Consider the following 22,412-nt stretch of genomic DNA (forward strand, 5'->3'; position numbering starts at 1 on the left):
TATTGTCTAATAATTATCAATTAGGAAAGCTAGATAACGTTGCATTCAATATGGGCAAATCTCCACATCAATTTAATCCATTAACTGCAAATGGTTATCAATTCAGCACGCCGAATAACTTTACATTCAATAAGCCGTTAGTAAAAACGGATATTTCTGCACCTAGTAAAAGTGGAGTTAGTGATGTTAAGGTTGATACGAAGAAGAGTGTGGATGTTGAGACGAAGGGTATAGATAATCCAAAAACAAGGTTGCCTAGAACAGATGGGAAATGGGATGGGGAACCTGGTAATGGGAAATGGTATTCTGATAAACCTGAGGTTAAGAGTGTAACGAATGGAAAAGGTGTAGAGTTTATTGAGGGTAGACCCAACTTTACCCCTTGGAGTAAAGGTTCAATTAAATTTAAGGAAGGAATGTTAGATGGATCTAATAATGATTTTAGTTTAGTATATGAAAAGATTAAGCAATTAAAAGGATTTAAATCACAGAATCAAGCAAAGAACTGGTTAAAGGAAAAAGGCTTGACACCTCATCATAAAAGTCCTACTGAAATTGAGTTAATTCCAACCGATTTACACGCTAATATACCACACATAGGTTCGGCATCAGATTTAAGAGGAGGAAAACCAAAATGAACGAAATGTTAAAGCAATTATTACATGAAATAATTGATTCGGAAATGAATATTCCTAAAAAAGAAGATGCATATAAATCAATTGAAAAAATTGAAGAAATGTACGACATAGACTTACCGTTAGATTACAAGGAGTTTTTACTTAATTATGGAGGATGTTTTATTAAAGAAGATAGAATGTACCAACCAATCGAAGCTACTCCTGTAACACCAAAAGATGGTTTTGATACTATAGGTGGTTTTTATGGTATTACAAATAATGCATATGATATTGAACCGATTATTAATACGTATAAATCTACTTTAGGAGATATGTTAATGCCTATTGCAGATGCAAATGGTGGCGATATAATATGTCTTGGATTAAAAGGTAAATACCGGGGGCGGATTTATTATTGGTATCATGAAGGCGAACTGACTGGAGAAAACGGAAAAGAAAGGTATTATCTAATAGCCAATACTTTTTATGAATTCATTCATAGATTTTCACTTCATGAAAGAACGAATAATGTGAATATGGACGACATCGAGCTCTTTTTAGACGAAGATTTATTAAACGATTAGTATACGAGAAATAAAACATAAACCTGGATTGTGATTAGATTGCTCTAAGGTAGAGTTTTTATTACGCAGCTGATGGCTGGTGTGAAGACGGTATATTACCGGTCTCATGCCAGCCGGTTTTTGTTGATCCCACATAGAAGATTATCTGGCATAAAACTCATTTAATTCCTAAGAGTGTTTAATTTAGTCTATAAGGTTGTGCCCCATGTAGAGTATAAGGAAGAAGAGATCATTACAGCTACCGTAGCCGAAGAAAACAACTAAGTAGTGAGTTTACAATTGATGCTAGAAAATCCCCTTCGAAAGATGACGAAATTAAAGAACTTCAAGATTTTTCGACAATATATATACCTACAGATTATATAAATATAATTCAGCAAGCTTCAGATGTTGAAATTAATATTAGCAATCAAATGTATATCCGGATCTGGGGAGCATTAGGGTGTGGTTTTGGCATCTACTAGAATAGATTCGCAGATTTAGACATTGAAGAGGTAGTATTTATTGCACCATCTCTAACGGAATTGCTGGTAAATAATGAAGGTATTGATATTCTATTAGAGCAATAAATATTATCTTTTATTAAGCAGATTGGTGGTATGAACAAGGTATTATACCAGTCTACTTCTTAAGGATCCAAATAAATAAGGAAGGATGCTAGCTTTGAATAAAGAGGCAGTCATTAAATTAATAAATAACGCACCTAAAAAGTTTTTTGTTGGGGCTTTAGAGGATAGTAAAATTAGTGACATTGAGAAAAGGCTTAATGTAAAGTTGCCAGAAAGTTATAAATGGTTTTTGAGGGAATATGGAACTGGAGGAGTTTTTGGGATAGAGATTTTTGGAGGCGGACTTCGCGAGGTCCCAACTTGTGTAAGAGAAACAGAAGAATGGAGAGAATATGGTTTACCAATGGAGTTCGTTGTAATACAGAACTACGGATCCGGTGTTTATTGTCTTGATACTTCAAGATTAGCCAACAATGAATGTCCCGTTATAGACTGGGAGCAAGATGATGAGGATGGAATAAATGAATATGAAAATTTCTATACATTTTTAGTAGAACAGTTCTCAAAATAATTCACTAAACCATCAGGGCTCGAGAAAATGCATGATATAGAAAGTATGATAACAGAAGAAGGAATAAAAGATCATTTACTAGATTTTTTATGAGTTATTATAACAAGGATTGTTAAAAAAGAGTCGAAAATTTCAAGTTCGAAATACCACACAAATCATTATTTGGTGTAATCAATGCTTCTAATAAAGAAAAGGTATTATCTTAGAAAAAGCAATCCGTGAAGAACTAAATATACAATTCTAACATTTTCCTGATAGTTAGAGTTTTTTTACGCAGCTGTTTGGCTGGTGTGAGACGGTATATTACCGGTCTCATGCCAGCCAATTTTTGTTGATCCAGCATAAAAGATTGTCTAGCATTTAAGAGTGTTGATTTTAGGAGTATATGGTAGGCTCAAGCATTTTCTATGAGGTTGTTCCCCATGTAGAGTATAAGGAAGAAGAGATCATTACAGCTACCGTAGCCGAAGAAAACAACTGGGTGGATGATCTTCAGTTTGGATTAGATCTGGTAGGGCTTATCCCTGTAATTGGTGAACCAGCGGATAGATTAAATGCAATTATCTATGCCGTGCGAGGGGATACAGTAAACGCGGCCCTTTCTGTTGGGGGAATGATTCCTGTTGCAGGATGGTTCAGCACTGGCGGGAAATGGGTCTATAAATCAACAACCAATGTAAAACAAGTTAAAAATGTGTTCAGCACAGATGCGATGAAGTCCATCTATACGCCAGTTTACCAAGACGTCATCAAACACCCCGCTTAGCAAAACGCAATTCCATTTAGGAAAGATGGATGACTTGCCAATGGATATAGGCAAAGCTCAACCTCAATATGAATTATTAGTGGCAAACGGTTACCATTATAGTACGCCAAGTAACTTTACATTCAATAAACCGTATGTAGTGAAGGATATTTCTGCACCTAGTAAAAGTGGAGTTAGTGATGTTAAGGTTGATACGAAGAAGAATGTGGATGTTGAAATTAAGGGTACACTTAATCATAATCATAAGGAAATCAGATTTAGCCAGAATTCTGTAAATGGTTCTCAAGAAATAATTGAAAGTATGGCTAGAAATGGTTGAGTAGGAGATCCAATTGATGTTGTTAGGATGTCTGATGGTGGTCTTACGACTATAGATAATACTCGTGTTGTTGCAGCTAGAGCTGCTGGAATTGACGTTCAAGCAGTTGTTCGTAATGCTGATGACCTATTACCTGAACACTTGATTGAAAGATTCACTACAAGGAAAGGTGAGCCAACTACATGGGGTGAAGCAATAGAATTGAGAATTAGTAAGCAAAATTTATTGAATTTACCTATGCCTTTGAAATCAAACAGGGAAATTGGAAGAGAGAATTAATTCCATTTTATAGTATAGGTAATGGCGACTACTTCTGCCTTCTTTCTAATGAGTGTCCAAACACAGGAGTTTACTATTATTCACATGAAGAAAATACTATAGATAAAGAAGCTAATAACTTTGAAGAATGGTTGAAACAGTTGCCGGCTTTTTTGAGTTAATGAAAAATCTTAATTAGACTGATTGGCTGGTGTGAAGACGGTATTATACCGGTCTCCTACCAGCTATTTTTTTTGATCCAACATATAATAGTACCTAATATAAAATCTTTTTATACCGAGAAGGGTTATTGTGTTAATAAATATATGGTTTGATCAACAAATAGGGCATATACAAAACTAACAGTGACGAAGTAAATCGTATGCCTGTTATCTAATTCTAAGATTTACAGAGCAATCGATTGTCTGTTTAAGGACACGAGTGCTCTTTTGTTTAAGATTAAAATATACAAGTTATCTGCAATATATCGGAAGATGAAGGAGGATTAAAGATGGTATACAGTGAAATTAATGTTTTAGAGCCTTTTTTCGAAGAGATTACTAAGTATGCGAATCATGTTCATTCACTAAATCCTGGTGTAGATATTTATCATATCGAACAGGTAGAAAAAGTATTGAACATTAAATTCCCAAAAATTTATAAGGATTTTTTACAAGTTTGTAATGGTGGGGAACTATTTCTTCCTGGTACTGTACTTTCAGAGATTTATTATCCTGAGTTAGGCTCAAAGAAAAAGGGCGTTTCATACATCAATGAATCATTTCGGACAGACCGTAGACCCCCTGGTATGACAAAAAATTTGTTCATTATTGCAGATCTTAATTATGGTGATTTGATTTGTTTCGATTTAAACACAAGCAATGGTCAAGATGCTGTAGTGGTTCAATGGGACACTGAAAGCAAGTCCATTTCCCGCACTTGGAAGGGTTTTAAAGACTGGATTATGGATGTTCTGAAAGAAGGTTCATTGTTAGTAGATTATGAGGGAAATGAGATAGAATTCGATTTTTAATTGGTAGCAAACTGCAAAAATATATAAAGGTAAATGAAGATATTGTTCGGGGACATAATGTAGGATGCAAGATACTAACTCGGGACCAAGCAGGGGCTTCAGAACAGGCAATTTGGTATCCATAAAGGAGTGGTAATATTTGGAAATATATAACCACATGGAGATAATAGAACGACTAAAATCACCTCGAACTTGGATTGAAACATTAGGAAAATCAAGATGCAAAGCTAAGTGTTGATGAAATCGATTTTAGAGGCTTTGATTTATCAGGATACCCATTAAACCAAGAGAAGGTTTAAAAGATAAGTTAATTAAAAGCATTAATATAGGTACTACATAGAATTCAATAATCTTGTTTGGGGAAAAAGCTAGGGAGTGGATACAAAATAAAAGTCAGGTGTAGAGAGGAGTTTCAATATGAGTGTTTCCATCTATTACACAGCAAGGCGTACACAAAAACTTACTCAAGCGGATCAAGAGGCAATTAATCAATTACTGGTAACGTACTCCGTAGATGAGGAAATAGATGAATATGTAAATGGTGGAGAAGGTCATAATTGGGCAAGTTTTTCTATCTATGATCCAAAAAATCCGACGGAGCCTGATGTGATTTTTGAGGGTTCAACTGAACTGCCGAATAATAGTGAAGACGCCATTTTTGATGGGGTAGATCATTGGGCTTCATTACTTGCAGATATTCGAAATGTTTTAAAAGGTGCTGAATGGCATGTACATATAGATGATCACGACCTTGTTTGGGATGAGGAAAAATTAGAGTATGACTTATATAAATAGAGGATAGTTGAGAGAGGACCCTCAAATGGTATTAGATTGATAAAAGGATGAACGCAATGTTTATTAAGTATGATGTATATGATCTACTCGAACTTTTTCAAAGTGAGCCAGTGAGTGTAACAGGCAATATAGATGATGGAGTGTTAATTTATACTTATAAAGATGATCAAAATTTCAAGGTCATTTTAACTTTAGATGTTTATCAACAAACGAGCAGTTTAAGTATCACATTTAATGATTCTATCGTATTTACAGGTGATTTTAATAATGTAACTAGGATAAAAAGAGATGACAAAACGATGATCATATATGTGGGGGAAGAAGAGAGGATAAAAGTTAAATTTTATAAACAAGTTGGAGTGGAGTTGTTTTAAAAAGCTGGTGAGGGGACGAGCAACGATGACAGCAATAGGAATTGATATTGGCGGTACAAAAATGTTGATGCTAGCTGAATACAATGGTGAAAGAATCTCCAGACCCGTTCCAACGGGAAGAGACTGCACACCCGAGAAGATACAAAAGGAAATAGTACGCTTTCTCAACGATTTGCCTTTTAACGTGGATAGCATAGGCATTGCCGTACCCGGATTAGTTGAAAATGAGAACACGGTTGTTTTGTCAGATGTTCTCCCGCATCTTGCAGGGATGGATACTGATTTTCTACGATTCACTAACAAGCGTGTTTATATGATTAATGATGTAAAGGCAGCCCTTGTACGAGAGGCTTCTTTAGATGACAACCCCGATCTTGTGGTTCTGATGGTGGGGACGGGTATAGCGATGGGCATGAAGCTGAATGGGCAATTTATCAAAGGATGTAAAGGGTGGGCCGGCGAGTTGGGCAGTATGCCGATTCCTACTAATGAGGGCATTCGAAAGTTAGATGAGCTGGCAAGTGGAGCGAGCATTCTCGCGAGAGCCAAGGTCGATGCCAATACAGTACATACGCTGCTAGAGGAAGAGGATGAATCGATAAAAGAAATTATTCATTCAGCAGGTGGATATTTAGGGATAGGCATTTCTACGATTATTCACCTTTTGAATCCTAACAAGATTATTTTAGGTGGCGGAACCCTTCCATACAAAGGCTATTATGAAGCCGCGTTACAAGTTGCAAAAACGAATACTCTTCCAGATCTCTGGGACGCGTGCTCAATCCACAAAGCGCAGGAAGCTCCCTATATGGTTGCACAAGGTGCCATGCTTTTTGCGAGTTCAAAACAGTCAATGTGATTGTGAATCGTAGCAAGTCAGGATGCTTAGTAGAGAAAGGTGAAACTGGATAAAGGGGGATGGCTCATGAATATTCGTGTCTTGAACAAATCCGATGCCAAGCTGTACCAACAAGTACGATTGCGTGCATTACAAGTCAATCCGGAAGCATTCGGGTCAACATATGAGAGAGAAGTGAGATTCTCAATCGAAACTGTTGAAGAGCGAATAAAGCCAGCGATAGACAAATTTGTTTTAGGGGCTTTTGATGAAACCGATTCGCTAGTAGGGATTGTTACATTTATGCGCGACAATAACCTGAAAACGAGTCATAAAGGGAATATTTTTGGGATGTATGTTGCTCCAGAAGTCCGAGGGCAGGGTGTGGGTAAAGCGCTTCTGGTGGAGCTTATTCAAAGGGCGAAAAGCTGCGAGGGGTTGGAACAGATCCACTTGACGGTTGTATCTGCTAATGAATCTGCCAAGAGGTTATATAAATCGTTGGGATTTGAGGTCTACGGTGTTGAACGAAATGCGCTGAAATTCATGGGTGAGTATTTTGATGAGGATTTGATGGTTTTATTTATTGGTGATTGAGCTGGACGAACCTTTCACATAAAAAAGGTCTCTCGAAATTTAGGAGAGACCTCTTTCTATCCTTTGGTGTTGTACTGCGTTATCCATCACATCGTGCTTAATATCTCACTTCCAGCCGTGTGTGCGTCTTAAATAGTTCCTCGGTCGGATCAAAGTAATCTTCCGTATACTTCGGTATGAATGCATTCCCACTAGTATAGCCGGAGCCCCATGTAGGATCCATCGTAAGCCATTTTCCGTCCACTTTCACTTCCACCCAGGCATGATAATCCGTGGTGTAACCATTGAAAGCTGTTCCTACGATATACCGTGCTTCCATTCCGGACGCACGTAGCAAAGCTATAGCAAGGTACGAATAATCTCCACAAATCCCACTCTTCAACTGAAGTGTTTTTAAAGCACTGTCATCCCATTCATTCATTTTATCGTCCCATTTTTTCACATCATAAGAAATGTTCTTAGCGGTGTATTCGTAAACGGCTTTCGCTTTCTCACGATCGGACATCTCGTCGGTAATAAGTTCCCTTGCAAGTGCAATGATTTCCGGCGCATCGGATTGGACGCCCTTGGACGGCAAGAGATTGCGTTGATCTTCAGTGTCCTTACTTACTACCGAAAACTCAGCAATATTTACATAATACAGTTCTTTGCCTCTTGCTTCCGGCACATGGACCGTCACATTATATGTGCCAGCTCCGAATCTCAGAAAGATCTGATCGTCGAATGTATAATTGTCGATTGGAATAACGGAATATGCTAGTTCGTTGTCTTTCTCTATCTCAATAAAGAGGTGTGTCGTCTCCTTGGCAAGGGGGTCATCTTTGTCAATGGTGCCTGAAATGCGATAAGTTAAACCGGCTTCTTCGCCACTTTTAGCGGGTGAGGCAAAATGGACTCCACGCTCATCCGTCGTGTTTTGGATTGGCTCAAATGTGAGATCGGATTGATTGTCGATATAGACCACAGCACCTTGTTGATAATATTTCTCCTGGTTTTCTGGTGGTAGGTAAACTGTTAATCCATGAACTCCTTTTCCGTAAGGTAATGGCACGTCATACGAAAATTCACCATTTTTGACAGAGAGTATATGTGACCAGGATTGTTCGCCCTTGAAGAGTACGAGCATAATATTTTCGGCTGTATCAACCTTTCCTTTAAGTGTAAAGACTTCGTTTCCTTTTACGTACCTGCTATCAGGTGCCTGGAGTGAGAGATCCGCAGCTTGCGCGAACGGGGTGTAGACAATTCCATGATCCGTAGTTGGATTTACATTAATGACAGAGAAAGTAGTCATGTCATCAAATGATTCTTCGAAAATCGTACTGGGGAGCTGGACATTTACCAAGTAATCTCCCTTTCCATTGAACAGCCTCAAGTCCTGTTTAAATGTACCGTCCTCAATAGGTACATAATGAGAGACCAAATCGCCAAGTTCTTTTCCTTCGTTAAAGCCAATGTCAATTACTACATAGTCACCTTTCAATTTTTCATGCTGCTCAATTGTCCCTTCGACTGTCACGACTCCGTTAGATGCTATCTCCCTGTAAATAGGCTGTGTCAAAGATGCGCCTAATTTCCGGGCATAGGGTGACAGCTCCACCGGTTCTTTTTCCAGTTCATCGTTCTTCTTTTTTGCGGCCGCCTCATACGCCGCCCCCTGCTTCTGCTCTTCCGTAATAGCAAACCCGCTCGTGCAGGCGCTCAATATGAATAAACTCACCAAACTGACAAATGCTATATAAAATTTTTTCATAGATGTCAGATTCCCCCTAGTAAGTAATGTATATCAATAATAGCACTATTGCGATAGTTTAAAACAGAGTATTGTCTAAATCGGTGTGAGAAAAGGCCGTCCTGTATTATGCGGTCCTCGTTCAGGTGTATCATTAGAGTTTTGCTTTCATATTCTATAGTTGGAGGTGAAAGAATGCCGAGAGTGAAATACCGTGATGCCGATATTGCTTTAATGGCAAGAATGATGCGGGCGGAAGCTGAGGGTGAAGGGAAACAAGGCATGTTATATGTCGGCAATGTTATTGTGAATCGGGCAGTGGCGGATTGTTTAGATTTTCGGGATGTTCGATCCATCGAGGATGTAATTTTCCAAGTGCAAGGGGGGAATTATTCGTTCGAAGCAGTTCAAAAGGGCAATATGTTTTATCAAAGAGCGAGAGAAACTGAAAAGAGATTAGCCAAGCAAAATCTGGAGTATTGGAGAGAGCATCCAGCGAAATATGCTCTTTGGTACTTTAATCCGTATGCCCCTTGTCCACCGACGTGGTATGGGCAACCTTTTACAGGACAATTTAAGAATCATTGTTTTTATGAACCGGCGGCGGGGACTTGTGATGCTGTTTACAGTTAGTTAAACGAGAGCCTTTTAAACGGGATTACTTTGATTGGTCATGAAGACACATATCCGAAAAAGAGTTTCTCACTTGGGTGGGAAACTTTTTTATATCTCGAAAAAAATTATTTTACTATATTCACAAACCTCCTCAATTTGTGTTAACCTATATTTCGTTATGGTTAACACAAAATTTGAGGAGGGATTTTATGGCGAACTATTTTTGGGTAGTCGGAACCGATACTGATGTCGGAAAAACAATAGTGACGACAATTTTGATGCGTTATTTCCAAACCAAAGGGGAGGTGCTGCCCTATAAGCCGGTTCAGACAGGGCTAATTGAGGAAGAGGACCTCACGTATTACGGCGATACTCAGTTTTATCGGTCCTTCAGTGAAATGGAACTGGATGAACAGGACATCAACAGTTATTCCTTTAAGGAGCCTGCTTCTCCTCATTATGCTGCAAGATTAGAAGGAGCGAGCATTGATGAGAAACGTATCCTTGAGCATATCGAAAGACTGAAGAGGCAATATGGATATGTAATTTGTGAGGGGGCGGGTGGATTGTTTGTTCCGCTAGATGAGAAACGGAATTACTATTTTCATCACCTCATAAAAGAAACACAAATGCCTGTCGTACTGGTGACTCGCACAGCACTTGGAACCATTAACCACACGTTATTAACAGTCGAGGCATTGCAGGCAAAAGGCATTCCTATCGCAGGAATTGTCTGTAATGCATTTGAGGGTACTGAACTTGAAGTCGATAATGTCAATACGATCCGTCAGGCTACAGGGTTACCTGTAATTCTTATTCCGAAGCTGGAAAACGCAGCAGATTTGAAAGAGTTGCAATTAGAGGATGCGGATGCGTTTTTTGAAAGGTTGCGGAGTCTATGATCTCTAATATACAACGAAGGGATTTACGCCATGTGTGGCATCCTTGTTCCCAAATGAAAGATTATGAAGAGTTTCCGCCTATCGTAATAAAAAGTGGGAAAGGCATTTATTTATATGATGAAAACGGCAAATCGTACATAGACGCAGTGTCATCCTGGTGGGTGAATTTGTTCGGCCATGCCAATGAACGGATCAGCCATGCCCTTGCCGAACAGGCTAAACAGTTGGAGCATGTCATTTTTGCAAATTTTACTCATGAGCCTGCGGTGCGTTTAGCTGAAAAGTTAGCTGAAATTACGCCAGAAGGCTTAACAAAAGTGTTCTTTGCGGACAACGGATCCTCAGCGGTCGAAGTCGCCCTGAAAATGAGCTTTCAATATCATAAGCAAAAAAACAAACCGAACAAAACTCGTTTTCTTGCATTGTCCAATGCGTATCATGGTGAAACGCTAGGTGCTCTTTCCGTCGGAGGCGTCGGTCTATACAACGAAGTGTTTCAGCCGCTATTGCTGCAAACAATACGTGCGGAAGGGCCGGATTGCTTTCGATGCCCATTTCAGGAGAGACCCGAAAGCTGCAACACACCTTGCATTTCTGCTATTGAGGAAAAATTGAAGCGGCATCATGAGGAACTGTCGGCTGTTATTATTGAACCGTTAATCCAAGCTGCGGCTGGCATGAAAATGTATCCTCCGGGTTATGTAAGTCGGCTGAAGCAGCTTTGTTCGCAATATGATGTCCATTTGATTGCGGACGAAGTGGCAGTCGGTTTTGGGCGGACAGGGACGATGTTTGCATGTGAACAGGCGGGTATCACGCCAGATATCATGTGCCTTTCCAAAGGACTGACGGGAGGTTATCTGCCATTGTCCGTTGTCATGACGACAGAGGAGATATACGATGCTTTTTATGATGACTATGAAACGATGAAAGCCTTTTTGCATTCCCACAGCTATACGGGAAATCCGCTGGCCTGTAGAGTGGCGCTTGAAGTGTTGCAGATTTTCGAAGATGAGAAGTACATAAAGCAAATTCAGGACAAAGGAGCGTATATGAAGGAACTTGCTTCACAAGTTTTCAGCGGCCAGCCTCATGTCGGCGAATATCGACAAACCGGAATGGTAGGAGCGATTGAATTAATACAGGACAAAGCCACGAAAGAACCATTTCCATCTGAAGAGAGAGTGGGGTATCAAATCTATAAAATTGCGCTTGAAAAAGGGCTGCTCCTCCGTCCGCTTGGCAATGTCCTTTATTTTATGCCGCCCTATGTCATTTCAAAAGAGGAAATCCAGCGCATGATCATGATTGCGAATGAATCGATCCAGCAATACCTTGAGAGAAGACAGGACGAATTGAAGGTGCTGAAGAAGTGAAGAAAAATCTAACCTATTCATTGGCACTTGTCTCGTTGTTCGCTTCTCTAACGGCAGTCGGGGCGTTTATTAAAATCCCATTGCCTTATGTTCCGTTCACGTTGCAAACGCTCTTTGTGTTCCTGGCGGGAAGCCTGTTAGGGAGCAGGAGAGGAGGCCAAAGCCAGCTTCTTTACGTAGTGACCGGTCTGGCAGGTCTTCCCGTCTTCACGCAAGGTGGAGGAATCGGTTATGTCCTGCAGCCTACGTTTGGCTATTTGATCGGATTTGTCGTGGCGGCGTTCGTCGTTGGGTTGATTTCGGAACGTTTTAGGAAACCGAAGGCTTATAAGTTCATTTTTGCCAATCTTGCTGGGTTAGCAGTCGTATATCTCGTTGGCGTCAGTTATTTATATATGGCGCTTAATACGTGGATGGGGATTGACACTAGCTGGGGACAAGCAATTATGGTGGGAGTTGTTTATGGCATTGCCGGGGATGTAATCATTTCCGTTTTGGCAGGATTGTTGACGATGAGATTGTGGAAAGTTTTTTCTTCTATTAGAAAATGAGCTGGTAAGACTGGGTGTGTTTCACTGCCCAGTCTTTTATGCCTTAACCGGTTCAATCCACCAACCGATGCTTCACCGCATACAATGCAGCCTGCGTCCGATCGGCAAGCTCAAGCTTGGCGAGTACATTGGATACATGGGTTTTTACCGTTTTTTCGGTAATGAACAGGGAAGAAGCGATTTCTTTATTGCTCTTTCCTTTCGCAATTTCTTGCAGGACATCGAGCTCCCGCTTTGTTAATTCCTCGACACGTCCTTTGTCCTGCCTGCCTTGATTCGTGAATGTGTTCATGAGATGGGAGGTCGCTTTCGGGTGCAGCTGGTTTTCGCCGTTCATGATTTTCTTCAATGACGTGACAAGCTCATCCGGCTGGATATCCTTCAATTGAAACCCAGAGGCACCCGCTTCGAGTGCAGGAAGGACATGATCTTGGTCGGAAAAACTCGTGAGCATCATAATTTTCATGTCAGGATGTTGTTGTTTGATGTGTTTCGTCGCTTCGATGCCATCCATCTCCGGCATGACGAGATCCATAAGAATCAAATCCGGCAACAGGGAATTAGCGAGCTTAACGGCTTCCTTTCCATTTGCCGCTTCCCCGACGATTTCTAAATCCGGCTGAGTACGGAAAAAGAAGACAAGCCCTTTTCGGACAACATGATGGTCATCGACAATTAAAATACGGATGCTCATTCGCTTTTCCTCCTTCTCATAGAGTGGTTCCTTACAACGGAATCCGAATATGGATTGTCGTCCCGCTTCCAAGCCTGCTCGTTACTTTGAATTGTCCATTCAATGCTTCTGTCCTCAATTTCATATTGCGTAAGCCGAGCGAGAGGATGGGGGAGTTTTCATCATAATGAAAGCCGCATCCGGTATCCTGAATGGTCATCCTTACCTCATTTTCGCCCGCCTGGAAGGAGAGCACGGCTGCATTCGTGCTGGCATGCTTTTTACAATTGGCGAGCGCCTCTTGTCCGATTCGCCACAGTGCTTCCTCGACTTTGCCTGGTAAACTGACGGCCCCGGTCATCTTCGTTTCGATGGAAAGGCCGATCATTTCAGCATAACTGCCGAGAGCGCTCACTAAACCGTTTTCAAGTCCTTGCGGTTTTAATTGCCAGATCAATCCCCGCATTTCCCCAAGAGCTTCCTGGGTCAAGTCTTGTATGTACCGGAAGGTTTGCTTTACATCTTCCTCGGATGTCATCTCCACGCCTGCTCTTGCTGTCAGGCTCAAGGAGAATAGCAGCTGGTTCACGGAATCATGAAGATCTCGTGCCAGCCGGTTCCGCTCGGCAATCAATGCGGTTTCCTGTTCTCTATGCGTGAGCTTGATACGCTTCAAGGCTGTTCCTATTTGGAAAGCGACTGCCTCTAGCAATGCCAATTCATTTTTTTCAAAATGCGTCTTATAGGGAGAGCCGACATTTAAGATGCCGAACCGTTCCTCGCCAGCACGAAGGGGAACGGTGGCATGATAGGTAAGCCCGCATGTGTTGCCGGCCTCCTCTGCCATCGCATCCTCAATGCGTTTACATTCGATAATATTCGTCGCCTTATTTAGTTCATGGTTATTATATCGATTGACGCACCAGCACTTCCCCTGGCACAATCTCAATTTATTATGGTTCAGTAAAGCAGGAGGCAACGCGACATCTGCGATGAGCTCGTGCCTGCCGCGTACATCGATCAAAAAGATCCAGCCGGTTTGCAGTCCAGTGACCTGAAGAAGTTTTTGTAGAACGCCGGAGAGTACTGTCTTCGTATCCGTTCCTTCGTTTAAAAGCTCGGCGATTTCTTTTAAAACGGTGATATCTTCATATGGTGCTTCTCCAGACATTCCATTTCCCTCCAGCCGTCTTAATATACATCCATTATACTGTACTTGCCGTTTGAAGGAACTCTATGATTTCTCGATGGGGTCCTTCGTAAAAAACGGTTTTCCATCCGTTGTGAAGTTGATAGGGGCCTTCGATCTTTTTCATTTTATCCAACCGGCTCATCACTTCCTGAAGATTGGTCACTTCAAAACAAAAATGGATTGTATTCTCGTCTTCTTCTGTTTCAATCAATTCAATCCGGAAATCTCCTGAGGTTAGAAACACAATCGCTTCCTCCATAAAAGTGAATCGGGTTTCTATTTCAAAATCGAGTAGCTGTTGATAAAAGGCGATCGCTTCGTCAAGGTTTCTCACGCCGAACCCGTAATGATGGAAGTGCATACGACCAACCCCCTCAAATAATTAGATTCATGTCCCCGAATTCATGCCATAAGTAGCGTGATTTGATGGCTTCCGCGTAGGCAGCTTGTAAATGATTCTCGGAAACAAAAGCGGACAGCATCTCCAAGTGGCTGGCCTTTGGTTCGTGCAGGCCGGTTATCATCCCATCGACCAGCTGCAAAGGGTAATGGCGGTTAATATATAGATTCGTTACGCCGGACAGCGCGTTCGTCAGCGCAGCACTTTCAAGAGCTCGCACGACTGTTGTCCCGACGGCTATCACTCTGTTCCCGGAAGCCTTTGCCTGCAAAATCTTCTGCATAGTACCCTCGGAAATATGATAGTCTTCTTCATTGTCCTCCGGCGACTGCTCGTAATCGTCATCAAGCAAATAGCTCAATCCCGTGTGCAATTGAATATACTCGATTTCGACGCCTCTTTGCATTAAGGAAAAGAGGAGCTCCCAGCTGAACGCCCGGCCGGCTGACGGCATTTCAACCGATCCAGGATGGCTGCCGAACACGGTTTGGTAGCTATCCAATTCCCATGGTTCCTGAATGTATTCATACCGGATCGGCTCGCCGAGAGAATATATGTCTTGAAACAAATCCGATCCCTTTTTGGAAAACTGAATAGTGGTTAGCGGGGAAGCATCCCGGTTTTCGATAACGGTAGCCAATAAATCCGCTGAAAAATGCAAGGTATCACCGGGTTGGATAGGTCCCGCAATGATCAATGCATCCCATGTATCTTCATTTCTTCGGCGTGCCAATCGGACTTCCACTTGTGCTCCTAATAGCTCTTGCTGCCGTGACCATTTCCCTTGCAAGACGGCAGGTATCGTGCGGCTGTTATTTAAAATGACCAGATCGCCCGGTTGTAGATAATCCAGTACATGATCAAATCGGTCGTGTTGAATTTCTCCCGTTGTCCGATTCAGCACCATCATTCTGACATGATCCCTTCGCAAGCCCCTTTTTTCAGGAGGGTGGGAAGCATTTAGTTCATCCGGCAGGTGAAAATCCAATGATTTGACGGCCATCATGCTTCACCTTCCGGCTGGGATTCCAGACGCTGCCCGTGGATCTCAGACGAATCACTTGAAGCGAGGTGGAGAAACACATCCACGACATCTTCAGGGTTTGCTAATGGATAATCGCAGTCGGGAACGGCTAACCGATGCATGTCTGTGTTCATCTCCCCAGGGTCGACCATATTGACGCGCACATTCGTATGGCGCAGCTCATCCGCCCAAGTCTCCGTGAGTCCTTCCACCGCGAATTTGGAAATGCCGTACGCTCCCCAGCCGGCATAGCCCGTATGGCCAGCTTCCGAAGTGACATTGATGATGGAACCCTCGTTTCGCTCGAGCATGCCAGGTAGGACGCGTCTTGCGACTGAAAATACGGACACGACATTGACCCGCAGTACCTCGGCAAAATCCTCTTCAGGATAGTCAAGAAGCATCGGCATCGGGCTAGGCCCTAAAATGGATGCGTTATTGATCAATACATCAATCCGGCCGAACGCATTTTCCGTCGTGGCAACGAACCGTTCCACATCCCGTGCATTCGATACATCCGCGGTTATCGCCAGCACTTCCGCTCCAAACAGCTCCGCTTCTTTTTTTACCAGCTGCAGATTTTCTGAAGTTCGGGCGCAGATGGCCAGCTTTGCCCCCGCTTTTGCAAAGGCTAACGTCAATGCTCTACCTAACCCTTTTGATGCACCTGTGATCATGACAACTTTATTTTTCATATCAATCTCTCCTTTATTTGCTTGCTATCCAAAGTATATCGATGGCAAGAAATCTTTCCCTCGTAGAAAAGCTTGAACTTTTCTACGACTTTCGATGGAGGAGAGGGGCGGGGAGGCGGATATATTGTGCTATGATGAATTGGATAAATGTGTGTCCTTTTGGAAGATGAAGCAGCTACTTTTATATGAAATGTACAAGCTGTGAACAAACTCTAGATGAAAAGAGTTTGGTTACAGCTTTTTTATTGAACGTAGAGGATAAAAACAAAAAAACATTGTAACGAATTGATAGGTTTCATGATATATAGATGATTTGACTTTCAAAGTCTCAATTTTTCATAGAACAGATTGAACGTAAGTCTGAGAGTGAGAGGAGGTACATAGTGAAAAAAGAAGAGATCTATGAAGAATACGGAGACTTTATTTTTCGATACTTAGTGACCCTTACAAAGGATAGCGAGGCTGCGGAGGAATTAACACAAGAGACGTTTTACCAGGCCATTAAGTCAATCGATAACTTTCGTCCTGACGGAAAAGCGAAATTTTCCACCTGGTTATGCTCCATCGCCAAAAACATGTGGCTGCAAGAAGTGAATCGCCAGAAGAAAAAGAACCAGCTGCTGGGTTCACTCAAGGACGATAGAGTGTCACATACGTTGGAAGAGGAATATTTTCGAAACGAAGACAAAATACATTTCTTCAAACTGGCGCATCAGCTTGATGAAGTGAAACGTGAAATCCTGTATCTCCGGTTATTAGGGGATTTATCTTTCAAGGAAATCGGCTCTATTTTTGGAGAGACCGAAAACTGGGCGCGTGTCACATTCTATCGCGCAAAACAACAAATACGGAAGGGTGATCGGACAGATGAATCATCACGTTTTTAAAGATTTGGTACCGAGTTATATTGAAAACCTGACGAGTGACGAAACGAATCGGCAAATGGAAGAACATATGAGAGTGTGCGAGGATTGCCGTGAATATCTGAATGAAATGCAAGAGGAGTTGTCAGTGGAACAGACGGAGGAACAAATAAAAGAGAAGAGAAATATCGACTATTTTAAAAAGGTGAAGTCGAGAAATAAGAAGAAGATTTTTACGATTGTTGGATCACTGCTAGCTGTCTTCTTGACGATTGGGATTGGCTGTTACATCCTCTTTGTCCATATGTGGATTGCAGATGAAGACGATGTACAGCTAAACGTCAACCAGCATAACCAAACAGTGACGTTATCTTTTCAAACGAAACACGATAATCGGTTTCTCTTGCCAATCGAACACTCCGGAACGGACTATAATATGATCATTGTTTATGAAAAGTGGAATGATTTCTCGGAGGTTTCTACTCTCACGAAAGATGGCAGTAATGTATCATTCACCTTTGTGGATGAAAACACATTGTTACTTTACAACGGGAAAGAACGGAAGCTGACAGAGAAGGATAAACTATATATTAAGTATAAGGATAGAACGGAAGAGATTTTATTGAAGGATCTGTATAAGCCTCAAAACGCGAAAGACTAACCAAGGACTTGTCTCGGTGAAAGGATGTACGATTACAGCAGTTATCAATATACATTGTAAGGGCGTAATGTTAAAATATGTATAATTAATAATATTAAAAGAGAGGCCGCGATGAGAGAAAATATAGTAAGGAATATCGCATTCATAATCAGCGCTTGGTTTAGTGTGGCTATGTTTTTAATTACTGTCATTTTTCGGCTCATGATCACAGTCAACAGCCCTCCAAATTATACAGATGGAGAGGGAAGGTTCTTTGTTTTATTATGCATTCTAACTACCCTGCCCCTTACAATCACAGTACTATCAGCGAAAAAGTACATTTTACAACTCACGCTCATACTCGCCATTATTATGATACTGTTTTCCTTTCGCTTACTTCGTTCGTATATCTACTTCGGATCTGAGAATATCGATTTAGTGATTGATTGGAGTATGCCTATTCTGTTTTTGATTCCGTCAGCGATAGGTTTTGTTGTTTATTTGATTAAAAAAAGATGGGTAACTCACAGGGATTGGACATCAAATTGATTTCCAATCCTTTTGTTATTTGGTAGACAGTTCTTGAACCTGGCGAATAAAAAAACAGACTCGAGAATAAAGGATTCTGCCAATCAATGCGAAATACTAAGGTAGGAACACAATCAGAAGGAGCGATGAGTGATGAAAAAGCACCCTGCTGTACAAATGTATGATTACCATGTGTGGGCGAACAATCGCCTATTTTTTCGATTGAGGGAACTGCCGAAGGAGGTCTATGATCGAAAGATTGAAAGTGTGTTTCCGTCTATCGCGGATACGCTGGTCCATATTTTCATGACGGACACAATCTGGCTAGGAGTAATGCAGGGCAAGGCGATGGATGTCATTCAAGCTTCCATGCGGGAAGCGCAAGAGAAGATTGGCGATAAGCGATTGGATACGATAGAATCACTGTTTGGAGAATCGGCTACTACATACCGGGCATATTTCGCTGAAGTAGGCGACATGGAGAAGGAAGTCTTCCCGGAGCATCCCCAGTATGGCCGGCTGGAAACAAATCTCGCTGAGCTTGTTCATCATGTCGTCAACCATGGCACCTATCACAGGGGGAATATATCCGCGATGATTCGCCAGCAAGGAGAGGCGGGTGTCCCGACGGATTATATTTATTATCTGTATGAAATCAATTCAACGAACTAGCAGGACAAGCGCCATATTGTAATGGCGTTTTTTAATAAACCCTGATCATTGAACTTGTAAAGCACACTCTTTAGAATGTAAACAAGATCTCATCCTAGAAAAAGAAAGGTCGTTTTGCAAGTGAAAAAGAACCGCGCGTTTTCGATGATACTGTTGACAGTGAGCCTAGGGATAGTAACGGCATGCGGGGACACTTCGGAGGAGCCAACTGCAAAACCGGATGACACGTCGCTACAAACACAAAATGAACTTGACTCGATTTCGGACAATGCTTCCAGTGAAGAAGTAGAGTCTGAGACGAAACCGTCCAATGAGAAGCCTGATATGGAAAATAAGGAGCTGACGAAAGAGCAGTACCTTACGAAACTTAATGAGATGGAAGAGGAAGATCGGAACGGAGAAGCGGGTACGACGACTGTAGAGCTTGAGAACCAAGAAACGGAGCGGTTTGAAAAATGGAACAATGAACTGAACCATATCTACGGGTTGCTGCAGGAACAGATCAGATCTAAACAGATGGAACAACTACGAAAAGAGCAGCGGGAATGGATTCAACAACGGGATGAGAAAGCCAAAAAGGCATCGCTCGCTTATCAACGCGGCTCGATGGAATCCTTGGAGTATGTAGCGGTGCAAGCGAGTTTAACGAGAGACAGATGCTATGAGTTAGTGGCGAAGTATATGAAGTAATGTTCCAAATTTTAGTATTGCAGTAAAGGCCGAATGGGCTCGCCGATGTGCGGGCCTTAATGCGTTACCGAAGAAACTGGTTACACACGGTACAGCCGTCAACAATACGGTCCGTCAAATTGCAGGAGCGATCGGGACGGCGGTTGTCATAAAGATTTTTTTATCTGCAGGTAAGGCTGAGAAAAATGGTATAGCCAGACGTACACCTCGACTTACTGGCGTAAGTCTGGATTAATTGGCGTTCGTCTGGAGTGAATGGCGTTCAGTCCGAGTTATTGGCGTTCGTCCGGAGTTATTGGCGTTCGTCTGGCTTTAATGGCGTTCAGACTGAGTTATTGGCGTTCGTCTGGAGTTAATGGCGTTCAGTCCGAGTTAATGGCGTTCGTCTGGAGTTATTGGCGTTCAGACCGAGTTAATGGCGTTCGTCCGGAGTTATTGGCGTTCAGCCCGAGTTAATGGCGTTCGTCTGGAGTTATTGGCGTTCAGCCCGACTTATTGGCGTTCATGCGGTTTAATTGCGGTTCCCCCGAGTTACTGGCGTCTGACTGGGGCATGCGATTGGGAAAAGCCGTTTACAGGTTTTAGGGTCGGGATGTATACAAAGTCGAACATCGGTGTTACGCGTTGTTGATAGACGATAATCAGAAATGAAAGCATACTGAGGAAGGAGGTGTGAAATGTATGATAAGTATGAATTTGAAACGGCTGCGACAGCAGCATCATTTTACACAAGAGGAATTGGCGGAGGAATTGGGTGTGTCCCGCCAAGTCATTGCGAAGTGGGAACGAGGTGAGTCGACACCTGATTTGCAGTTTTGTATCCAACTTGCAGGATTGTATGATGTGACGCTTGATAATCTTGTGAACTACGACGAGCAAAAGGCGGGCGTGTCGGTGCCGCCGAAAGGAAAGCATTTCTTTGGAGCAACGACTGTGAGCGACCGGGGACAAATCGTCATACCGAAAAAAGCACGGGAGCTATTCCGAATCGAAGCCGGCGATACACTTATTATCGTAGGAGATGAAGACCGGGGATTAGCGATTGTTCCGCAACAATACATTCAAGGATTTTTTCCGCCGGGTGTCCTTGTTGATCCAGAGGAGGATACGCAATGAAAGCAATTGAATTGCGGCATCTAACCAAACAGTATGGTGATCAGCTTGTGATTAGAGACGTGTCATTGTCGATCAAAAAAGGGGAATTGTTTTCGCTGCTCGGTGTTAACGGAGCCGGAAAATCCACTCTGATTAAGATGCTGTCGGGGTTGTTGTTGCCGACCAGTGGGAAAGCGGTCATTTTAGGACATGATGTTGTAAAAGAGTCCGATCAAGTAAAACAGGTTATCGCGGTCTCTCCCCAAGAAACGGCAATTGCTCCGAATTTATCTGTCTATGAAAATTTGGATCTGATGGCGGGTGTGCATGGTTTTTCGAAAAGTGAGCGTAAGCGAAAAGTGGCCGACATGATGCAAGCATTCTCCCTTACTCCATATGCGAAGCAGCGGAGCAAGACGCTTTCGGGCGGCTGGAAGCGACGCTTAAGCATCGCAATGGCCTTGATTGGCGAACCGGAAATTTTATTCTTAGATGAGCCGACATTAGGACTGGATATATTGGCAAGGCGCGAACTTTGGCGCGTGATTTCAGAGTTGAAGGGAAAGGTCACTATCATTCTGACAACGCATTATTTAGAAGAAGCAGAGAGTTTGTCAGACCGCATTTGTATTTTGAAGGCCGGTGAAGTCAAGGCCACTGGAACAGCGGAGGAATTAAAATTGCTAACAGGTTCAACTTCTTTTGATGATGCCTTTGTCGCATTAGTCGAAGAGGTGGCGGTATGAGAACAATGATGTTTGCTTCCCGGACTACAAAAGAAATGATCCGTGATCCGCTGACGTTGTTTTTTGGCTTGGCGTTTCCAATAATTCTGTTGCTGTTGCTGACGCTCATTAATCAAAATATCCCGGACGCTGTTTTCTCTATCACCAATCTAACGCCTGGTATCGCGGTCTTTGGCTTGTCTTTCATGACTTTATTCTCTGCACAAATGATTGCAAAGGATCGAGTCAGTGAGTTATTAACACGGTTGTTCACGACCCCCATGACAGCCAAGGACTTCATCACCGGATACACGCTGCCCCTCATTCCCATGGCGATTATGCAGACCGTCATTTGTTATAGTGTTTCCCTGCTGCTCGGGATGGAGCTAACGTGGAAGATTCCAATCGCTATCATAACCATCTTGCCAGTTACTGTTCTGTTTATAGGGATCGGATTGTTATGTGGCAGCCTCTTCAATGAAAAAGCGGTCGCAGCAATTTGCGGGGCGTTGCTCACTAATCTGACTGCCTGGTTATCGGGGACATGGTTCAGTTTAGAACTTGTTGGCGGTTGGTTTGAGAAAATCGCATATGCTTTGCCGTTTGTCCATTCGGTCGAAATGGGGAAAGCCGTTATGCAAGGTAATAATGTTGGTCTGTTGCCTCATCTCTGGTGGGTGCTTGGTTACGGTATTGGCATAACAGTGCTTGCCATTTATGTTTTCTCAAGAAGAATTAAAGAATAAAACACTGATCTACAGGGTGTTGCTACTTGTCC

Annotated in this window: 29 protein-coding genes and 1 pseudogene; 24 read left to right on the forward strand and 6 right to left on the reverse strand. The window is 42.3% G+C overall.

The features are described 5' to 3' along the window. Positions 1–2: 2 nt before the first annotated feature. The 12 genes and pseudogenes from ACSW3C_RS12390 to ACSW3C_RS12445 all read left to right on the forward strand — a co-directional run bounded on the left by ACSW3C_RS12390 (position 3) and on the right by ACSW3C_RS12445 (position 7,261). Positions 3–638 (forward strand): HNH endonuclease family protein, encoded by a 636-nt coding sequence (locus ACSW3C_RS12390; protein WP_486562913.1) that lies wholly within the window; start codon positions 3–5, stop codon positions 636–638. Then, entirely contained in the window at positions 635–1,201 is a 567-nt protein-coding gene (locus tag ACSW3C_RS12395) for an SMI1/KNR4 family protein (protein ID WP_486562914.1), read from the forward strand. Before ACSW3C_RS12390 ends, ACSW3C_RS12395 begins: the two co-directional genes overlap by 4 nt. A 663-nt stretch (positions 1,202–1,864) precedes the next feature. Continuing rightward, positions 1,865–2,281, forward strand: coding sequence for an SMI1/KNR4 family protein (locus ACSW3C_RS12400; protein WP_486562915.1), 417 nt, complete (start codon positions 1,865–1,867; stop codon positions 2,279–2,281). A 385-nt stretch (positions 2,282–2,666) separates the two neighbouring features. Continuing rightward, entirely contained in the window at positions 2,667–3,047 is a 381-nt protein-coding gene (locus ACSW3C_RS12405) for a hypothetical protein (protein WP_486562916.1), read from the forward strand. Between the two features lie 40 nt (positions 3,048–3,087). After that, complete coding sequence (locus ACSW3C_RS12410) at positions 3,088–3,366, forward strand: hypothetical protein (protein ID WP_486562917.1); 279 nt, start codon at positions 3,088–3,090, stop codon at positions 3,364–3,366. A gap of 27 nt (positions 3,367–3,393) precedes the next feature. Further along, positions 3,394–3,645, forward strand: a complete 252-nt coding sequence (locus ACSW3C_RS12415) for a hypothetical protein (RefSeq protein WP_486562918.1) — start codon at positions 3,394–3,396, stop codon at positions 3,643–3,645. Further along, a pseudogene (locus tag ACSW3C_RS12420) lies at positions 3,591–3,806 on the forward strand (SMI1/KNR4 family protein); the annotation flags it as partial. The gene ACSW3C_RS12415 and the pseudogene ACSW3C_RS12420, both read left to right, overlap by 55 nt. Before the next feature lie 329 nt (positions 3,807–4,135). Further along, positions 4,136–4,657, forward strand: a complete 522-nt coding sequence (locus tag ACSW3C_RS12425; RefSeq protein ID WP_486562919.1) for an SMI1/KNR4 family protein — start codon at positions 4,136–4,138, stop codon at positions 4,655–4,657. A 417-nt stretch (positions 4,658–5,074) separates the two neighbouring features. After that, entirely contained in the window at positions 5,075–5,452 is a 378-nt protein-coding gene (locus tag ACSW3C_RS12430) for a hypothetical protein (protein WP_486562920.1), read from the forward strand. Positions 5,453–5,508: 56 nt separating this feature from the next. Further along, a complete protein-coding gene (locus tag ACSW3C_RS12435; protein ID WP_486562921.1) occupies positions 5,509–5,826 on the forward strand; it encodes a hypothetical protein in 318 nt (105 codons plus the stop codon). Between the two features lie 25 nt (positions 5,827–5,851). Further along, a complete protein-coding gene (locus ACSW3C_RS12440; RefSeq protein WP_486562922.1) occupies positions 5,852–6,685 on the forward strand; it encodes an ROK family protein in 834 nt (277 codons plus the stop codon). A gap of 66 nt (positions 6,686–6,751) precedes the next feature. Next, entirely contained in the window at positions 6,752–7,261 is a 510-nt protein-coding gene (locus tag ACSW3C_RS12445) for a GNAT family N-acetyltransferase (protein WP_486562923.1), read from the forward strand. Positions 7,262–7,358: 97 nt separating this feature from the next. On the opposite strand, the gene ACSW3C_RS12450 is transcribed toward ACSW3C_RS12445, so the two are convergent. Beyond that, complete coding sequence (locus ACSW3C_RS12450) at positions 7,359–9,014, reverse strand: transglutaminase domain-containing protein (RefSeq protein ID WP_486562925.1); 1,656 nt, start codon at positions 9,012–9,014, stop codon at positions 7,359–7,361. 174 nt (positions 9,015–9,188) lie between these two features. On the opposite strand from ACSW3C_RS12450, the gene ACSW3C_RS12455 reads away from it, so the two are divergent. From ACSW3C_RS12455 to ACSW3C_RS12470, 4 genes are all read left to right on the forward strand, one after another. Continuing rightward, positions 9,189–9,626: a cell wall hydrolase gene (locus ACSW3C_RS12455; RefSeq protein ID WP_486562927.1), complete on the forward strand. Its 438-nt coding sequence runs from the start codon at positions 9,189–9,191 to the stop codon at positions 9,624–9,626. Positions 9,627–9,817: 191 nt separating this feature from the next. Then, a complete protein-coding gene (gene bioD, locus ACSW3C_RS12460) occupies positions 9,818–10,510 on the forward strand; it encodes a dethiobiotin synthase (protein ID WP_486562929.1) in 693 nt (230 codons plus the stop codon). Next, positions 10,507–11,886: an adenosylmethionine--8-amino-7-oxononanoate transaminase gene (bioA, locus tag ACSW3C_RS12465; protein WP_486562930.1), complete on the forward strand. Its 1,380-nt coding sequence runs from the start codon at positions 10,507–10,509 to the stop codon at positions 11,884–11,886. Before bioD ends, bioA begins: the two co-directional genes overlap by 4 nt. Continuing rightward, on the forward strand, positions 11,883–12,437 hold the full coding sequence (locus ACSW3C_RS12470) for a biotin transporter BioY (RefSeq protein ID WP_486562932.1): 555 nt from the start codon (positions 11,883–11,885) through the stop codon (positions 12,435–12,437). Before bioA ends, ACSW3C_RS12470 begins: the two co-directional genes overlap by 4 nt. Positions 12,438–12,489: 52 nt before the next feature. Here ACSW3C_RS12470 and ACSW3C_RS12475 read toward each other — a convergent pair whose 3' ends face one another. The 5 genes from ACSW3C_RS12475 to ACSW3C_RS12495 are packed head-to-tail and all read right to left on the reverse strand — an operon-like array spanning position 12,490 to position 16,421. Continuing rightward, positions 12,490–13,131, reverse strand: a complete 642-nt coding sequence (locus tag ACSW3C_RS12475) for a response regulator (RefSeq protein ID WP_486562934.1) — start codon at positions 13,129–13,131, stop codon at positions 12,490–12,492. 31 nt (positions 13,132–13,162) lie between these two features. Next, positions 13,163–14,281: a GAF domain-containing sensor histidine kinase gene (locus ACSW3C_RS12480; protein ID WP_486562935.1), complete on the reverse strand. Its 1,119-nt coding sequence runs from the start codon at positions 14,279–14,281 to the stop codon at positions 13,163–13,165. A 34-nt stretch (positions 14,282–14,315) separates the two neighbouring features. Continuing rightward, the gene (locus ACSW3C_RS12485) at positions 14,316–14,663 is read right to left on the reverse strand and encodes a VOC family protein (RefSeq protein ID WP_486562936.1); all 348 of its coding nucleotides are present in this window, start codon (positions 14,661–14,663) and stop codon (positions 14,316–14,318) included. Between the two features lie 13 nt (positions 14,664–14,676). Further along, positions 14,677–15,705: an S-adenosylmethionine:tRNA ribosyltransferase-isomerase gene (locus ACSW3C_RS12490; RefSeq protein WP_486562937.1), complete on the reverse strand. Its 1,029-nt coding sequence runs from the start codon at positions 15,703–15,705 to the stop codon at positions 14,677–14,679. Further along, positions 15,705–16,421 carry an SDR family NAD(P)-dependent oxidoreductase gene (locus ACSW3C_RS12495; protein WP_486562938.1) on the reverse strand — a complete coding sequence of 239 codons (717 nt, stop codon included), beginning with the start codon at positions 16,419–16,421 and terminating at the stop codon, positions 15,705–15,707. The genes ACSW3C_RS12490 and ACSW3C_RS12495 overlap by 1 nt, the downstream gene beginning before the upstream one ends. 383 nt (positions 16,422–16,804) lie before the next feature. Here ACSW3C_RS12495 and ACSW3C_RS12500 point away from each other — a divergent pair, with 383 nt between their 5' ends. The 8 genes from ACSW3C_RS12500 (at position 16,805) to ACSW3C_RS12535 (ending at position 22,380) form a co-directional block, all read left to right on the forward strand. Then, positions 16,805–17,308: an RNA polymerase sigma factor gene (locus ACSW3C_RS12500; RefSeq protein ID WP_486562939.1), complete on the forward strand. Its 504-nt coding sequence runs from the start codon at positions 16,805–16,807 to the stop codon at positions 17,306–17,308. Then, positions 17,289–17,945: a zf-HC2 domain-containing protein gene (locus tag ACSW3C_RS12505; protein WP_486562941.1), complete on the forward strand. Its 657-nt coding sequence runs from the start codon at positions 17,289–17,291 to the stop codon at positions 17,943–17,945. Before ACSW3C_RS12500 ends, ACSW3C_RS12505 begins: the two co-directional genes overlap by 20 nt. 660 nt (positions 17,946–18,605) lie before the next feature. Beyond that, the gene (locus ACSW3C_RS12510) at positions 18,606–19,124 is read left to right on the forward strand and encodes a DinB family protein (protein WP_486562942.1); all 519 of its coding nucleotides are present in this window, start codon (positions 18,606–18,608) and stop codon (positions 19,122–19,124) included. A gap of 120 nt (positions 19,125–19,244) precedes the next feature. Beyond that, positions 19,245–19,814 carry a lysozyme inhibitor LprI family protein gene (locus tag ACSW3C_RS12515; protein WP_486562943.1) on the forward strand — a complete coding sequence of 190 codons (570 nt, stop codon included), beginning with the start codon at positions 19,245–19,247 and terminating at the stop codon, positions 19,812–19,814. Positions 19,815–20,069: 255 nt separating this feature from the next. Then, on the forward strand, positions 20,070–20,270 hold the full coding sequence (locus ACSW3C_RS12520; protein ID WP_486562944.1) for a hypothetical protein: 201 nt from the start codon (positions 20,070–20,072) through the stop codon (positions 20,268–20,270). Positions 20,271–20,495: 225 nt separating this feature from the next. After that, the gene (locus tag ACSW3C_RS12525) at positions 20,496–20,930 is read left to right on the forward strand and encodes a helix-turn-helix domain-containing protein (RefSeq protein ID WP_486562946.1); all 435 of its coding nucleotides are present in this window, start codon (positions 20,496–20,498) and stop codon (positions 20,928–20,930) included. Further along, positions 20,927–21,655, forward strand: coding sequence for an ABC transporter ATP-binding protein (locus tag ACSW3C_RS12530; RefSeq protein WP_486562948.1), 729 nt, complete (start codon positions 20,927–20,929; stop codon positions 21,653–21,655). Before ACSW3C_RS12525 ends, ACSW3C_RS12530 begins: the two co-directional genes overlap by 4 nt. Then, positions 21,652–22,380, forward strand: coding sequence for an ABC transporter permease (locus tag ACSW3C_RS12535; protein ID WP_486562950.1), 729 nt, complete (start codon positions 21,652–21,654; stop codon positions 22,378–22,380). Before ACSW3C_RS12530 ends, ACSW3C_RS12535 begins: the two co-directional genes overlap by 4 nt. Positions 22,381–22,412: the final 32 nt, after the last annotated feature.

It is taken from the genome of Sporosarcina sp. AD_1 (assembly GCF_057373025.1).

Bases quoted from the DNA above. Each gene is read 5' to 3' on its own strand.
- ACSW3C_RS12405 (WP_486562916.1), top strand. From the start codon at position 2,667: ATGGTAGGCTCAAGCATTTTCTATGAGGTTGTTCCCCATGTAGAGTAT.
- ACSW3C_RS12435 (WP_486562921.1), top strand. From the start codon at position 5,509: ATGTTTATTAAGTATGATGTATATGATCTACTCGAACTTTTTCAAAGT.
- ACSW3C_RS12475 (WP_486562934.1), bottom strand. From the start codon at position 13,131: ATGAGCATCCGTATTTTAATTGTCGATGACCATCATGTTGTCCGAAAA.
- ACSW3C_RS12415 (WP_486562918.1), top strand. From the start codon at position 3,394: ATGTCTGATGGTGGTCTTACGACTATAGATAATACTCGTGTTGTTGCA.
- ACSW3C_RS12450 (WP_486562925.1), bottom strand. From the start codon at position 9,014: ATGAAAAAATTTTATATAGCATTTGTCAGTTTGGTGAGTTTATTCATA.
- ACSW3C_RS12495 (WP_486562938.1), bottom strand. From the start codon at position 16,421: ATGAAAAATAAAGTTGTCATGATCACAGGTGCATCAAAAGGGTTAGGT.
- ACSW3C_RS12510 (WP_486562942.1), top strand. From the start codon at position 18,606: ATGAAAAAGCACCCTGCTGTACAAATGTATGATTACCATGTGTGGGCG.
- ACSW3C_RS12520 (WP_486562944.1), top strand. From the start codon at position 20,070: ATGGCGTTCAGTCCGAGTTATTGGCGTTCGTCCGGAGTTATTGGCGTT.
- ACSW3C_RS12455 (WP_486562927.1), top strand. From the start codon at position 9,189: ATGCCGAGAGTGAAATACCGTGATGCCGATATTGCTTTAATGGCAAGA.
- ACSW3C_RS12480 (WP_486562935.1), bottom strand. From the start codon at position 14,281: ATGTCTGGAGAAGCACCATATGAAGATATCACCGTTTTAAAAGAAATC.
- ACSW3C_RS12490 (WP_486562937.1), bottom strand. From the start codon at position 15,705: ATGGCCGTCAAATCATTGGATTTTCACCTGCCGGATGAACTAAATGCT.
- ACSW3C_RS12505 (WP_486562941.1), top strand. From the start codon at position 17,289: ATGAATCATCACGTTTTTAAAGATTTGGTACCGAGTTATATTGAAAAC.
- ACSW3C_RS12440 (WP_486562922.1), top strand. From the start codon at position 5,852: ATGACAGCAATAGGAATTGATATTGGCGGTACAAAAATGTTGATGCTA.
- bioA (WP_486562930.1), top strand. From the start codon at position 10,507: ATGATCTCTAATATACAACGAAGGGATTTACGCCATGTGTGGCATCCT.
- ACSW3C_RS12525 (WP_486562946.1), top strand. From the start codon at position 20,496: ATGATAAGTATGAATTTGAAACGGCTGCGACAGCAGCATCATTTTACA.
- ACSW3C_RS12410 (WP_486562917.1), top strand. From the start codon at position 3,088: ATGGATATAGGCAAAGCTCAACCTCAATATGAATTATTAGTGGCAAAC.
- ACSW3C_RS12395 (WP_486562914.1), top strand. From the start codon at position 635: ATGAACGAAATGTTAAAGCAATTATTACATGAAATAATTGATTCGGAA.
- ACSW3C_RS12425 (WP_486562919.1), top strand. From the start codon at position 4,136: ATGGTATACAGTGAAATTAATGTTTTAGAGCCTTTTTTCGAAGAGATT.
- ACSW3C_RS12430 (WP_486562920.1), top strand. From the start codon at position 5,075: ATGAGTGTTTCCATCTATTACACAGCAAGGCGTACACAAAAACTTACT.
- ACSW3C_RS12530 (WP_486562948.1), top strand. From the start codon at position 20,927: ATGAAAGCAATTGAATTGCGGCATCTAACCAAACAGTATGGTGATCAG.
- ACSW3C_RS12535 (WP_486562950.1), top strand. From the start codon at position 21,652: ATGAGAACAATGATGTTTGCTTCCCGGACTACAAAAGAAATGATCCGT.
- ACSW3C_RS12445 (WP_486562923.1), top strand. From the start codon at position 6,752: ATGAATATTCGTGTCTTGAACAAATCCGATGCCAAGCTGTACCAACAA.
- bioD (WP_486562929.1), top strand. From the start codon at position 9,818: ATGGCGAACTATTTTTGGGTAGTCGGAACCGATACTGATGTCGGAAAA.
- ACSW3C_RS12485 (WP_486562936.1), bottom strand. From the start codon at position 14,663: ATGCACTTCCATCATTACGGGTTCGGCGTGAGAAACCTTGACGAAGCG.